The sequence below is a fragment of the Nonomuraea sp. NPDC048892 genome, assembly GCF_040649735.1.
Lineage (GTDB): Bacteria > Actinomycetota > Actinomycetes > Streptosporangiales > Streptosporangiaceae > Nonomuraea > Nonomuraea maheshkhaliensis.
In genome coordinates this window covers 93819-108038 of sequence record NZ_JBEZFZ010000006.1, presented here as the reverse complement: position 1 = coordinate 108038, position 14220 = coordinate 93819, and the positions used below count along the sequence as shown (strand labels likewise).

Sequence of the window (14220 nt, the reverse complement as noted above, 5' to 3'; positions counted from 1 at the left end):
GCGCGAGGGCCGGCCCGCGAGGGGGAGCTAGTTGGTGATCTTGACGTCGTCGACGCCGGCCTCCACCAAGGAGGCTCCCGAGGCGTCGGCCGCGTCGATGACGATGCGGACCGTCTGGCCGGCGAACGCGCTCAGGCTCGCCGTGGCGGTGGTCCAGGCGCCGTTGCGGTTGGAGGCGGCGCCGGTCTGGTTGAGCACGGTGGCCGTGGTGGCGCCCACGACGCGGACCCGGAAGTAGTCGGCGCTGGAGGAGTTGGAGCCGTGCGCCAGATACCAGGACAGCGACAGATTGAGCGTGCCTGCCGGTAGCGTGATCGGTGGCGACTGGATCGAGGTGACGCCGCCGTCGATGTCGAAGTCGCCCGCCGACGAGCCCGCCATGCCGCCGGTGACCAGGTCGTTCGTGCCGCTGACCGTGGTGCCGAGCTGCTTGGCGCCGCTGGAGGTGGTCGCCGCCGGATCGCCGCGCTCCCACACGCCCGTGGTGGCCGTGTCGGTGCTGGTCGGGTTGACCGTCCAGCCCGTGGCTGTCTCGAACGTGTCCTGCCAGATGACGGCCGGCGGCACGGCGGTGCCGATCGTCCACACCGCGTACGCGATCGCGTCCGCGTTCCGGTCGAGCGCGGTGTCGTTGATGTTGGCGGTCGTGTCGCAGGAGCGGTGGTAGCAGACGTCGAACGCCTGCCCGGCCGTGCCGCCCCACAGGCCGGCCTGGGCGGAGCTCTTGATGCCCTCCGCGCCGGTGAACGTGCCGCCCGCCGGGATGCCCACCGCGATGAAGGGCCCGTAGTCGGAGCGCCCGTCGAAGTCGGTGCCGCGGGTCGGCACGCCGATCGAGGTGAAGTAGTCCTGGAGAGTACGCTCCAGGGCCGCCGATCCAGCCGGTCCTGGGCCTGAGCCCGTTCCGTCGGAGTTGTCGCCGTCGTAGATGAAGTATCCGGCGTTGGGGGAGCCGACCATGTCGAAGTTCAGATAGCCCTTGATCCGCGCCCGCTCGGCGGCCGGCAGGTTGTTCACGTAGAACTGCGAGCCGCGCAGCCCCTGCTCCTCCGCGCCCCACCAGGCGAAGCGCAGATGCTTGACCGGCTGGAGCGACTGGCGGGCCACTTCGAGCGCGGTCTCCAGGATGGCCGCGCTGCCTGAGCCGTTGTCGTTGATGCCGGGGCCGGCGGTGACGCTGTCGAGGTGGGCGCCGACCATGAGGACGTCGTTCGGGTCGCCGCCGGGCCAGTCGGCGATGACGTTGTAGCCGGTGGCGCCGTTGTAGGTGAAGGACTGCAGGACGGTGCTGAAGCCGGCGGCGTCGAGCTGGGACTTCACGTAGTTCGCCGAGGCCAGGTAGCCGGGCCGGCCGTGGGCCCGGTTGCCGCCGTTGGCGCCGGCGATGGACTGGAGCTGGGACAGGTGAGCCTTGACGTTGGCCAGCGAGAGGTCCGGCGCCGCGGCCGCCGAGGCGGGCGCGGGCGCCATGAGGGCGGCCAGGGTGAGGGTGAGTGCTGCGATCGCCGCGACGAGGGGTGATCTCATGCCGTTTTTCCAGGTCAGGTGCCTAGATAAGAGCATGGCGGCGCCTCCATCCGAGGTCGAGGGTGGAAGATCCCGAGATGGTGCTCTATGGAAGGTAACGCCGCAAATGGGGTTCGCCTAGGGCCGGGGGCAGCTCGGGGCGGCCCCTCGCGTTCGCCGGGGCCGGGGCGCGGGTGACTCGGGGCGGGTGGCTCGGGGCGGGTGGCTCGGGGCGCTACGACCGCGCGGGCAGCTCGGCGCGCAGGGCGGCCAGGAGCGGCTCTGGGGAGTCGGCGAAGAAGCGGATCGAGGTGACCTCGGCCCGGCGGCCGAGCGGGCGGACCACGGTGATCGGCTCGGTCAGCTCGACCGTCACGTTCGTCTGCGAGGAGACGGCCACGCTGACCCTCCCGCCTTCGACGGTCACCATGTGCCCCGCCCCGTACGCCCGCCCACTCCGTACGGAGGCGATCAGCTCACGCGGCACGCGTACGTCGAAGTAGGCGCCGTACCGGATCCGCAGCTCCCCGGCGGTCAGCACGTGGGGCCGGGTGACGCAGGCCGCCACCAGCATGGCCACGAAGAGCAGCCCGTACACGTCGGCGACCAGCACCGCGTACCGTAGCCAGGCGGGCACGCCGAGCGAGACCAGCAGCAGATCGAGCACCACGGTCTCGACCGCCATCGCGAACGTCATCAGCGTCATCATGAACGTCTGCTCCTTGCTGTACGTCACCACGGTCGCGCCCGCAGGCACCCCGTGCCGGCGGCGCACGATCCACCGTCCGATGGCGGCCAGGCCCTTGAGCTCGAATCCGATGATCCGCAGCGCGGCTTTGAGCATGACGTTCCTCTTCTCGGCGAAGGTCTCCCCTCCGATGAGAAACGTTGACGTCGCGTCAAGGTCAAGTCCCGGCGAGTGCCGGCGGAAGGATCGATACCCATCGCGGCACCTGGGAGAGATTTTCCGGAATTCGCTTGAACCGTGCTCCGGCCGACGGCGTACAACCTTTCGGAAAACGGGACCGCCGGTGGCCGGAATTGACGCATCTGAACTGCGTCACAGCGAAATGCCGGTGGGCCCGCTGCGCTGACCGGATGCTCAACGGGGACGGCGATGGAATTTCAGGGATGGAGCGACGGCCTGGCCCTTCGGCCACGCGATTACCTGGGAAGGGGCGAATCGCTCGCCGACGTCGTCAGGGCGGCGGGGCCGTACCAGGGAGAATCGCTCTACCTGCTCGCGCTCGGCACCGCCACCACCTTGGCCAGGCTGCACCTGGGCGGGATCGCCGGGCTGCGGCTGCACCCGGGCAACGTGGTGATCGGGGCGGGCGGGCAGGCGTCGTTCGCGGCGGGGCCGCGTGACAGCGAGTTCCCCGCGCAGGACGTCAAGGACTGGGCCGACGTGGTCGTGTTCGCGGCGACGGGGCACGTGGCCGGCCGCGGCGCGGAGCCCGATCTGGACCGGCTGCTCCCGGCCTTGCGCGCGGTGATCGACGAGTGCCGCCGTCCCGACGCGGTCGCCCGCCCGACCTCCGTCGACTTGGTGCGCATCCTGCTCGGCCACTCCAGCCATCCGCGCGGGGTCACCGTGCACGAGCTGCTGCTCGAGGCCGAGCGGCGGACCAGGCCGTACGAGCCGGAGCCCCCGGCGGCCGACCCCGCACCCGCGCCGCTCTGGCGCCGGCCCGCCTACCTCGCCGGGCTGGCCGTGGGAGTGCTGGCCGTGGCCGTGGCGGCCGGGACGGTCGTCCTGGTTTCCAGCCGGGCGGCCGCGCCGCTCGCGAGCCCGGCCGCGAACGACATCGCCGCCGCCGTCGGCCGCCGTACGGCCACGTTCGAGCAGCGGACCGAGGTGCCGCGTTACGGCGAGACGGTCGTCGCCGACGGCCGGCTGAGCTTCGACGCGAACGCGGCCACGGCCTACGACATGAAGCTGACCTGTGGGAACGCTCCACGCACCACCCGCGTGTCCCTGGTGGGCAGGAGCGGGGTCGCGGCCGGCGTGCCCTTCGACGCCGTCCGGCCGCCGCTGGAGCCGTGCGACCAGAGCCGCGCCCCGTCCGTCCGCGACCTCAGCTCGCCGCACTCGATCCAGGCCCTGATCGACGCGGCCGAGTCGAACGTGACCAGCACGCCGGAGGCCGGCGGGCGCACGATCACCGGCTCGGCCCTGGCCCACCGGATCAGGGGCGAGGAAAGCCTGGCCGCGTACGCGGGAACGAGCGCGGAAGGACCGGTCGAATTCACGCTGCGGGTGGACGCGAAAGGGCTGCCGGTCAGCCTGAAACTGCACATGGAAAGCCGGGCCGACGGCACGAGGGACGTCGAAACCGTTTATCGGGATTGGCGCCTGTTCGAGGCCATCGAGGGGGAGACGCCGAATGGCTGAGGAATTCAGCGCCGACCGCCGCGAGGCCGCGAACGTGGCCCGCGATCTCAAAGCCATTCGCGCGGCACTGGACGGCGGGAACGCCGGCGCGCTCGACGCGCGGACCGGCTCGGAGAAGGTGGACGAGGCCGTGCGGAGATTCTTCGCGGAGTCGTCCGACAACCGGGAGCGGATGAACGCGCTCCTCGAACGCGCGGCCGGCCTGCTCGACGCCCTCGTCGAAGGCACGGGCACCCTGGACGGCTCGCTGGCCGACTCGCTCACCACCGGCTCAGGAGGGGCGTGATGAGGACCTTCGCTCTCGGCGTGCTCACGGGCGTGCTGGCCGCCACGATCGTCGCGTCGCTGCTGTTCGCGCTGACCGACCACACCTCACCGGCGACCACGACCCGCTCCGTCCCCGTCAAGGCCCAGTTAGGAGACGGCTGATGGCCGACCTGCCCTTCGGGTTCACCGTACGGGTGCCCGAATCCTGGTACGAGTTCGACGTCTGGCGCGCCGGGCGTACCGGCGACCTGGCCCGCCTGGTGGACGCCCGCGTCGCGGCCGAGCCCGTGCTGGCCCCGCACCGGCCGGTGCTGCTGAAGGTGTTGCGCGAGGTCGCCGACGTGGCGGCCAGGCACGGCGCGGTGTTCGGCGCGGCGATGACCGACCACGTGGAGGACGTGGGCACGGTGCTGGCCACGCTCATGGTCCTGCACACCCAGGGGCGGGCGGACCCGAGGGGCAACACCGTCGAGGAGATCGCCTCGGGCATCGTCGCGATCCCGCCCACGCCGGGCACGCCCGTCTGGCGCGACGTCGAGATCGTCGAGCTCCCCGCGGGCCGCGCCGTACGCGTGACCGGCGTCGAGTCCGGCGAGATCGAGTCGGCGGTCATGCAGACCCTCGTCCCCGTGCCCGGCGGCCATGGCGTGTTGGACCTGGTGATCGCCAGCCCGCACCTGAGCCTGGCCGAGCCCATGCTCGACCTGTTCGACGCGATCAGCGCCACCCTGGCCTGGTCGGACCCAGAAGGAGAGTGAACCGTCATGGCCGCAGGCACCCATCACCTGAGCTTCCCGCAGGTGGAGAACAGCGCGACCCGGCTGGCCAAGGAGAAGGAGGACATCGAGACCCGCCTGACCCAGCTCAAGGCGATGATCGACCAGCTCGTCGGCAGCGACTTCGTCACGGAGCGGGCCTCGGGCAAGTTCCAGCAGGACTACGAGCAGTGGAACACCGGCGCCCGGCAGGTCATGCAGGGCCTGGAGGGCATGAGCCAGTTCCTCAAGACCGCCATCGCCAAGCACCGCGAGCTGGACGCCTCGCTCAGCGGCGGCGCGGGAGCGTGACGACGTGCCGGGCGGATGGGAAGTGCTCGGGCTGGCCGGCGACCCCGCGCCGGGGGACCCGGGGCAGGTGCGAGGTCTCGCCGACCGGCTGCTCAAGGAAGCGCGGCTGGCCGAGGACAACGGGGGCAAACTGGGCGTCGTCTCAGGTGACGGCTCCGCGCTGAAGATGCGCGGCGACTACGCGGCCAAGTACGCCGAGGCGCTGGCCGAGCTGCCGGGCGAGCTGGCCAAGCTGGGCAAGGCGTATCGGGGCGCGGGCGAGGCGCTGATGACGTACGCGGGCAGCCTGGAACAGGCCAAGACGCAGGCCGGGGCCGCGCTGCGCCAGGGTCAGACCGCCGACGCCGCCTACCAGGGGGCGCTCAGGGAGGTGCAGGCCCATCTGCCCGCCGCAGCGGCCGTACGTAGTCTGCCCGAGGTCGAGTCGGCCGTCGGCGCCGCGGACGCCACGGTGCAGGCGGCGGTGCGGCCGGCGGTGCAGCGGGCCCGCGCTGCCGACGCCGACCGCTCGCGCGCCCGCCGCATCGCCGACGAGGCCGCCCGCCTGCGCGGGGACGCCGAGAACCGGGCGACGAGGGAGATCGAGCAGGCGCTCGAAGGCAGCGGCATCAAGGACAGGTCCTGGCTGCAGCAGGCCTGGGACACGATCTCCGCGCCGTTCAGGTCCTGGGACGACTTCGTGGCGTTCGCGGGCACCGTGGCGATGGTGGCCGGGCTGGTGGTGCTGGTCATCGGCACCGGTGGATTAGCAGGGGCGATCCTGGCCGGGGTGGCGCTGGCCGCGAGCGCGGTGGTGCTGGGGGACGCGCTCAACAAGTACCGGCAGGGCAGGGGGTCGCTGGGTCAGGTGGGCATGGCCGCGCTGGGCGTCCTGCCGGTGGGGCGGGGCCTGGCGCTGGTGGCCAAGGGCGCCAAGGCGGTGACCGGCCTGCGCGGCGCGGCGGGCTCCGTACGCGCCGGAGGGGGTGTCGTGATCGGCACCGGCGCGCTGGGCCGAGGCGTCCCCGGCGCGGTACTGGGCGCACGGGCCGGCCAGCCGGGCGCGTCGCTGCGATCGGCGCTGGACGCGGGCGGCGCCCGCGCCACGACGGCCGCGACCACCTCGTGGCAGCGCGGCCGCCAGTTCTTCAGCCAGGACCCCGTGCACTTCCCGACCGGGGTCGTGCTGCTCCCGCAGACCGACGTCGAGCTGCCCGGCACGCTTCCGCTCCGCCTCGAACGCACCCATCTGTCCGGCTGCCGCACCGGCCGCTGGTTCGGCCGGTCCTGGGCCTCCACCCTGGACCAGCGCCTGGAGGTGGACGCCGACGGCCTCTACCTGGCCACCGAGACCGGCGCGCTGCTCACCTTCCCCCATCCGGAGCTCGACGGCGAGTCCCGCCCCGGCAGCGGGCCCGTCCTGGTCCTGCGCGAGACCGACACCGGGTACGCCGTCACCGACCCGCTCACCGGCCGCACCACCCACTTCGCCGAGACCACCGAGCCCGGCGTGCTGCCGATCGCGGCGATCACCGACCGCAACGGCGCCAGGATCGACGTCCGCTACACCGACGGACTGCCCGCCGAGGTCGTCCACTCCGGCGGCTACCACCTCGACATCGAGACCCATCAGGGTCGCATCGTCGAGATCCGCCTGCGCGGGGCGGGGCAGACGCTGCTGTCGTACGCGTACGACGAGGCCGGCGACCTGACCGAGGTGACCAACTCCTCCGGCCTGCCGCTGCGCTTCACCTACGACGACGACGGCCGGCTGACCCGCTGGCGCGACCGCATCGGCGCCTGGTACGCCTACACCTACGACCTGGAGGGCCGCTGCGTCTACGGCACCGGCTCGGCGGGCGTCTTCAACACCGAGCTGTCGTACGGCGACGGCGTCACCAGGGCCTGCGACTCCCTCGGCCGGCTCACCGTCTACCGGTACAACGAGCTGCTGCAGGTCACCAGCGAGACCGACCCGCTCGGCCACACCACCCGCTACCTCTGGGACGAACGGGACCGGCTGCTCGCGCGTACCGATCCGCTGGGCCGTACCACCCGCTACGCCTACGACGACGCGGGCGCGCTGATCTCGGTCACCAGGCCCGACGGCGCGCGGCGCACCTGCGAGCGCGACGCCCTGCACCTGCCGGCGACCATCACCGACTACGACGGCAGCACGACCACCCTGCGCCACGACGAGCGCGGCAACCTCGTCGCCGACCCGTCCGCCAGCTACGCCTACGACGAGCACGGCCACCTGACGGCGATCACCGACGCGCTCGGCCACACTCACACCGTCGACAACGACCCCGCCGGGCTGCCCGTCGCGATCACCGACCCGGCGGGAGCCACCACGACCTGCGTACGCGACCCGTTCGGCCGCGTCAGCGCCGTCACCGACCCGCTCGGCCACACCACCCGCCACACCTGGACGGTCGAGGGCAAACCGGCCACCCGCACCACCCCGGGCGGCGCCGTCGAGCGATGGTCGTACGACGCGGAGAACAACCTCGTCGAGCACGTGGACGCCATGGGCGAGATCACCCGCTTCGAGATCGGCCCCTTCGACGTGCCCACCGCCCGCACCACCCCCGACGGGGCGCGGATCGAGTTCACCTGGGACACCGAGCTGCGCCTCACCCAGGTCACCGGCCCGCACGGCCTGACCTGGACCTACACCTACGACCTCGCGGGCAACCTGGTCGAGGAACGCGACTTCGACGGGCGGGTCCTCACCTACGTGCGCAACCCGGCCGGCAACCTCACCGAGCGGATCAACGGCGAGGGCCAGTCGACCAGCTACGTCTACGACGTCCTCGACCGGCTCATCGGCCGGCGCGCGGGCGACCGGCTCACCACGTACGACTACGACGCGCTCGGCCGTCTCACCCACGCCGCGAACCCCGACGCCGACCTGACCGTCACCCGCGACGCCCACGGCCGCGTCATCGCCGAGACCTGCAACGGCCGCACCCTGACCTCCGCCTACGACGCCCTCGGCCGCAGGGTGCTGCGCCGCACGCCGTCCGGCACCGAGACCATCTGGACCTACGACGCCCGCGGCCTTCCCCAGAGCCTGGAGACGAGCGGCCAGACCCTCCACTTCGACCACGACCCGGCCGGACGCGAGCTGTCGCGCACCTTCGGCGCCGGCGTCTCCCTGACGCACGAGTGGGACGACGACTCCCACCTGCAGTCCCAGACCCTCACCAGGGGGCCGGGCCGGCGCGTGGTCCAGCGGCGCACGTACGGCTACCGCAGGGACGGGCAGCTGACGGAGATCGACGACCTGCTGTCCGGCCGCCGCCGCTTCGACCTCGACCCGGTGGGCCGCGTCACCGCCGTCCACGGCGCCGGCTGGTCGGAGAGCTACGCCTACGACTCCGCCGGTCGGATCACCGACGCCGCCTGGCCCGCGCAGGGGGACGGCCAGGGGCCGCGCGCCTACACCGGCACCATGATCCGCCAGGCGGGCCGCACCCACTACGAGTACGACCGCCAGGGCCGCACGGTCGTGCGCCGGCGCAAGGGCCTGTCCGCCAAACCCCGCACCTGGCACTACACCTGGGACGCCGACGACCGGCTGACCCACGTCACCACCCCGGACGGGGCCCGATGGCGCTACCTCTACGACCCGCTCGGCCGCCGCATCGCCAAGGAACGCACCGACGGCTCCCAGCGCACGGACTTCGTCTGGGACGGCCTCACCCTGGCCGAGCAGTCGGCCGACGACCGGGTGACGGCCTGGGACTGGGCCCCCGGCACCTTTCGCCCCCTGACCCAGACCGAACGTTCCCAGGACCAGGTGGACGAACGTTTCTACGCCATCGCCACCGACCTGGCCGGGACGCCGTCCGAGCTGGTGGACGCCGGGGGCGAGGTGGCCTGGCGCACCCGCCGCACCCTCTGGGGCGCCTCCCCGGGCGCGCTCACCACCGGCCCCGACTGCCCTTTGCGCTTCCCCGGCCAGTACGAGGACGCGGAGTCGGGCCTGTACTACAACTATCTGCGCCACTACGACCCGGACTCGGCCCGTTACGCCACCTCGGACCCGATCGGCCTGAGGGGCGGCTGGGACCCCCACGCCTACGTCCCCAACCCCCACACCTGGATCGACCCCCTGGGCCTGAGCCCGTACGGGATCTGGAGCTCGACCAGCAGCAGGACCTCGGTCGAGAACGCCTACGGCCACTGGCGCAGTCACGGGGCCGAGTTCCCGCACCTGAACAACGCGAAGGAATACGTGGAGGAGGCGACGGACTTTTTGACCGGCAGCGGTCCTGGGACTCTCACGAGGCAGCGGCCGAACGGCGACGTCGTTCGTTACAATCCCCAGACCGATCAGTTCGGGGTGCTGAACGCGCAGGGTGCTCCACGGACGTACTTCATCCCCGACCCACAGGTACACGGCCATCCGACGAACCTGGACTACTTCAATGCCCAATGACGGCGACCCCTACTGCCGGGTCTGCGGCCTTCTGCAATCCAGCCCGCCATGGGGCGATGACGGCAGGTCGCCCACGTGGGAGATCTGCGCCTGCTGCGGCACGGAGTTCGGCTATCAGGACGCGACACCGGCGGGTGTGCTGCGGGCCAGGCAGGCGTGGGCGGCCAAGGGCTACCCGTGGTTCCAGGAGTCGGAGCGGCCCGCCGGCTGGCGCGTGGAGGACCAGCTCGTCCACGCCCAGCAGCTCTGAGGACCGCGGCTCAGAGCACCGCCAGCTGAACCAGCTCCACCTTCCTGGCGGTCCCCAGGTACCCCCGCCCCACAGGCCCCGCGAAGAACTGGTCGGGTTCCAGGTTCACGCCGTGTTCCCGCGCGTTCACCCGGTTCGTCGGGGTCAGCAGGCAGCGGGTGCCTGATCTGAGCATCTCCGTGACCTCCCCGGACAGCGAGCGCCGGTGCCCCTCCAGGAGCGGGGTCGCGTCACCGGCCAGGACGAGCGCGCGCCGGCCCAGTTCGGCCGGGGCGAGGATGTCCTGGAGGAGGGTGGGCAGGGTGTCGAAGCCCTGCTCGCGCGGCGTGACGGTGAGCTGGTCGAAGTCGTCCACGACGACCGCGTACCGCTCGCCGGCGAACGACTCGGCCGCCTCGCGCAGGTCGGCGTCGGTGAAGGAGGTGCCGGCCAGAGTTCTGGCGCCGGGGAGGGCGTGGGCCAGCGGCGACCTGGGCGGCGCGACGGCCAGGACGTGCACTCCGGCCCGCAGCAGCCTCGTCGCCAGGACCAGCGCCGCGTTGCTGCGCCCCGAGCCGGGAGGCCCGGAGACCAGCACCAGGTGCGGGCCGAGGTCGAACAGGTCCAGCTCGACGGGCACGACGTCGGGCCCACCGATCCCGACGGCCGCGCCGGGCAGCCGGTCCAGCGGGACGTGCGCCGGCAGCGGCGGGAACGTCTTGACCGAAGACAAAAACTCGCGGCCGTGCCGGGGCCGGCCGGGCGGCGACGGGACGCGTTCCGGCGGCAGGCACACCTGGACGTGCAGCCCCGAGGCCGCCTCGATCGCCCGCCCCGGCAGGACGGGCGGTGACACCATCCCCGACGACAGGTACGACCGCCGCGTCTCCTCCCGCGCGAACGGCAGGAACAGCCGCCGCGAGAACAAATCGGGCGTCTTGCCCCGCAACATGTCGTGCCCGCCTGCGGCCACCGTGTGCACGCCCACCGGCGGCCCGCCGGCCACGATCGAGCGCAGCGTGGCCAGCAGCGGCGTCTCGAAGAAGTCGGGATTGCCACGGTCCTCGAAGCACTCCCACCCGTCGATCACGAACACGATGACCGGCGCGGCCGGCTCCCCCGGCGACGCCTGTGCCAGCCGCCGCCGCTCCACCTCGCCCGCCAGCCACGTCACTATGCGCCTGATCCGGTCGGGCTCGCCCGCCCCCGCGACGGCCCCGCAGTGCGGCAGGTCCGCGTACGCGACCAGCCCGCCCGGCCGGTGCTCGACCACGTACAGCCAGACCTGCGCGGGCGAGGTGCGGGCGGCCAGGCTGGAGATCAGCGTCCGGCAGAACGTGGTGCGCCCCGACTGCGGCCCGCCCGCCACCATGAGCCGCTCGTTCCCGCGCAGGTCCAGCGCCATCGCGGGCTGCGCCTGGTTCGCGGGGTCGTCCGCCAGCCCGTACGGCACCCCGCCCGCCCCCTCGACCTCGCTGAGCGGAAGCGAGGCGGGCAGCGGCGGCAGCAGCGGGCGGAACGGCGGCTCGGTGTGCAACTCCTGAGCGGCGGCGAGCACCGCGGCGATGGCCAGGTCCTGATCGCTGCGGCCGGCCCGAGGCGCACCGGCCGACGAGGGCCGCGGCAGCCCGAGCGCCGGCCAGGGGGCGAGCCGCGCGGTGGCGGGGGCCGCGCCGGTGGGCGGCGGGTCGCCCAGGTAGCCGGTCTGGAACAGCTGCGGCGTGCGCTGCTCGCCGCCCACCCGCATGATCATGCCCCGGCCGCGCAGCCGCGACGGGATCGTGGCCGCGTCGGGCACGCCGAGCACCTCGGTGCTGTCGGAGGGCTCGTTCTGCCGCAGCGTGATGCGCAGCGAGATGTTGTTCTTCAGCTCGGGCGAGAGCTTGCCCTGCAACGACTGCGTGGCCAGCACCAGGTGCATGCCGAGCGAGCGCCCCTTGGCGGCCACGTTCACCAGCTCGCGCAGGAAGTCGGGCGAGGTCTCCAGCACCCGGGCGAACTCGTCGAACACCATGACCAGCCGGGGCAGCCGGCCGCCCGCGTTCCAGTAGGCGTCGATCTCCCCGCCGTACCTGGCCAGGATCGCCTCGCGGCGGCGCACCTCCGCGCGTACGGAGGCCAGCACCCGCCGCGCGGCGCTCTCGTCGAAGACGTCGGCCGCCGTGTCGCCGGTCGAGCGGATCAGCCCGACCACGTGCGGGCAGTGCTCGAACGGCAGGAACGCGCTGCCGCCCTTGAAGTCGACCAGCACCAGGTTCAGCTCGTCCGGCCGGTTGGCCAGCAGCAGCGAGGTGACCAGCGTCTGCAGCAGGATGCTCTTGCCCGCGCCCGTCGCCCCGCCGAGCATCGTGTGCGGCCCGTCGGCGGCCAGGTCCACGGTCACGGGCCCGGAGCCGTCGGCCCCGATGCACACCCTTGTGGTGGGCCCCGGATCGGCGGCCCAGCGCGCCAGTACGGCCTCCGCAGCGGGAACGGGCAGGCCCAGGGCGTCCAGCAGGCGTACGGAGGCGGGGATGACGCTCTCGGCCCTGGCCAGCGTGAGCCGGTCGCGCATGGGGGCGACCGCGCGGGCGATGCGTTCCGCGGCCTGCTCCCCGAGGCTCTCCGGCTGCACGGACACCGGCAGGCCCTGGCGGCCCCTGGTGAGCAGCATGCCGGCGCCGTCCAGCTCGCAGACGCCGCGGCACTCGTTCAGGCTGCGCTGGTCGGCGCAGATCACGTACACGCCGACCGAGGGGCCCTCCCTGAGCACCTCCTTCATGCCGGGGATGTCGCGTAACGCGCGGGCTCCGTCGAGCACCACGACCACGTCCTCGGAGAAGCGGTGGTCCCTGACCTTGAGCCGCTCGGTGACCAGGTCCTTCAGCTCCTCGATCCGCTCCGTCCTGGTCTCCGGCGTGTTGCCGATCAGGCAGGGGACGGGGGCGTCCACGTTCAGGTGCGGCAGCCAGCGCGCCCAGGCCAGGTGCTCGCCTCCCGACGCGGTGATGAGGACGAGACGCAGTTCGTCGGGCGCGCGCAGCGTGCCGAGCTGGATCAGCAGCCAGCGCAGCAGCGCGTCCACCGGCTCCGGCGGGCCGATCACGCCCAGCACGCCGATCTCGCGCAGGTCCACGGTGACGGGCACCCCGCGCAGCGCAGGCTCGGCGAAGCCGGGCCACGGCTCGCCGTCGAACGCGATCGTGGCCGGCTCGTCGGCCACCCCGACGCGCAGTGTCAGGCCGTCGGGGGAGTCGGCGTTGCGCGGCCACAGCCCGGGACCCTCGTGGGTGGCGGCGAACGTCAGGTCGACCTCGTCGGGCGCCACGACGTGCCGCAGCCACTGCTCGTGCACCACGTGCTGCCGCATCCGCTCGACGGTCTCGTGTTTGCGCTGGTCGAACTCGCGTTCTTTCTTCCTGCGCTGCCGTCCTTCGACCCACTGGGTGGCGAAGAACGTGATCGGCGTCAGAATTCCGAAAAGCAGAAAATATGGACTTTTCAACAGGATGGCCATCGCGACCGCAATGGGCAGCGGAAGAAGTGAAGAAAGGAGCGCCACGGCTATATTGCGCGGCGGCGTCTCGTTCCTGGGCAGGGTGAGGCGGGCGCCGGGAACGGCGGGGGCGGGGGAGAAGGCCCGGTCGAAGTCGATGTGCCCGTCCCTGCTGGAGGTGGTCCGCAGCCGGGCGGACGGCAGCGGCGCCCAGCGCAGCCGGTCGTCGCCCACCTGGAGCACCCCGTCGGGCCGTAACACGACCGGGCCGCGCACGGGGAGCTCGTCCACCAGCGTGCCGCTGCGTGAGCCGAGATCGACGACCGTGGCCTCGCCGGTCCACGACACGTCCAGCCGGGCGTGCCGCCGGGAGACCTCGTGGTCGCGCGGCAGGCTGATGTCGGTCCACTCGCGGCCGATCACGTGGCTGCCGGGGCTCAGCCAGACCACCTGGCCGGCGTCGGGCCCGGCGAACACGCGGACGGCTCCCGCCGCGGCGAGCGGACGCCAGGGCGGCACCCGCTCGGGCTCGCCGACGCTGATCGTGACGCCCGGCACCAGCGGGCTGTCCGCGACGGTGGCGTCGGGGTCGAGCTTGCCGCTGCCGACGTAGCACGGGCGGCCCTTGACGGGGAACGGCAGCGCCCGCAGCAGGGAGCCGACCGTGGTCTCGGGCTCCGCCGTCACCTCGACGTCGGCGGAGGTGGAGGCCGCTGGATCGCGGATCGTCAACCGAATGATCATGATCCCCTCTCCAGGGGACTGAAGCACGATTTAACGGATATTTCCAGTGAGGTGGCGAGACGGGCAAACTACCTGACCCGGAGGCTCGGCCGAGGCTAGAGTGTCAATTCT

The 14220-nt window shown here is 72.6% G+C and carries 10 protein-coding genes; 7 read left to right on the top strand and 3 right to left on the bottom strand.

Annotated elements, in window-relative coordinates:
• Positions 1–27: 27 nt before the first annotated feature.
• Entirely contained in the window at positions 28–1527 is a 1500-nt protein-coding gene (locus tag AB0C28_RS21460) for a M28 family peptidase (RefSeq protein WP_358076634.1), read from the bottom strand.
• A 214-nt stretch (positions 1528–1741) separates the two neighbouring features.
• Positions 1742–2350, bottom strand: a complete 609-nt coding sequence (locus AB0C28_RS21455) for a hypothetical protein (RefSeq protein WP_358076632.1) — start codon at positions 2348–2350, stop codon at positions 1742–1744.
• A 273-nt stretch (positions 2351–2623) separates the two neighbouring features.
• On the opposite strand from AB0C28_RS21455, the gene AB0C28_RS21450 reads away from it, so the two are divergent.
• From AB0C28_RS21450 to AB0C28_RS21420, 7 genes are read left to right on the top strand one after another with little or no spacing between them, the layout of a single operon-like run.
• Positions 2624–3901, top strand: a complete 1278-nt coding sequence (locus AB0C28_RS21450) for a hypothetical protein (protein ID WP_358076629.1) — start codon at positions 2624–2626, stop codon at positions 3899–3901.
• Positions 3894–4187, top strand: coding sequence for a hypothetical protein (locus AB0C28_RS21445; protein WP_346115460.1), 294 nt, complete (start codon positions 3894–3896; stop codon positions 4185–4187). The genes AB0C28_RS21450 and AB0C28_RS21445 overlap by 8 nt, the downstream gene beginning before the upstream one ends.
• A complete protein-coding gene (locus AB0C28_RS21440) occupies positions 4187–4330 on the top strand; it encodes a hypothetical protein (protein WP_358076626.1) in 144 nt (47 codons plus the stop codon). Before AB0C28_RS21445 ends, AB0C28_RS21440 begins: the two co-directional genes overlap by 1 nt.
• Entirely contained in the window at positions 4330–4926 is a 597-nt protein-coding gene (locus AB0C28_RS21435; RefSeq protein ID WP_357845711.1) for a hypothetical protein, read from the top strand. The genes AB0C28_RS21440 and AB0C28_RS21435 overlap by 1 nt, the downstream gene beginning before the upstream one ends.
• 6 nt (positions 4927–4932) lie before the next feature.
• Positions 4933–5235 (top strand): WXG100 family type VII secretion target, encoded by a 303-nt coding sequence (locus AB0C28_RS21430; RefSeq protein ID WP_346115457.1) that lies wholly within the window; start codon positions 4933–4935, stop codon positions 5233–5235.
• Between the two features lie 4 nt (positions 5236–5239).
• Complete coding sequence (locus AB0C28_RS21425) at positions 5240–9661, top strand: DUF6531 domain-containing protein (protein WP_358076623.1); 4422 nt, start codon at positions 5240–5242, stop codon at positions 9659–9661.
• The gene (locus AB0C28_RS21420; RefSeq protein WP_357845704.1) at positions 9651–9911 is read left to right on the top strand and encodes a hypothetical protein; all 261 of its coding nucleotides are present in this window, start codon (positions 9651–9653) and stop codon (positions 9909–9911) included. The genes AB0C28_RS21425 and AB0C28_RS21420 overlap by 11 nt, the downstream gene beginning before the upstream one ends.
• Positions 9912–9921: 10 nt before the next feature.
• On the opposite strand, the gene AB0C28_RS21415 is transcribed toward AB0C28_RS21420, so the two are convergent.
• A complete protein-coding gene (locus AB0C28_RS21415; RefSeq protein WP_358076620.1) occupies positions 9922–14109 on the bottom strand; it encodes an FtsK/SpoIIIE domain-containing protein in 4188 nt (1395 codons plus the stop codon).
• Positions 14110–14220 lie beyond the last annotated feature (111 nt).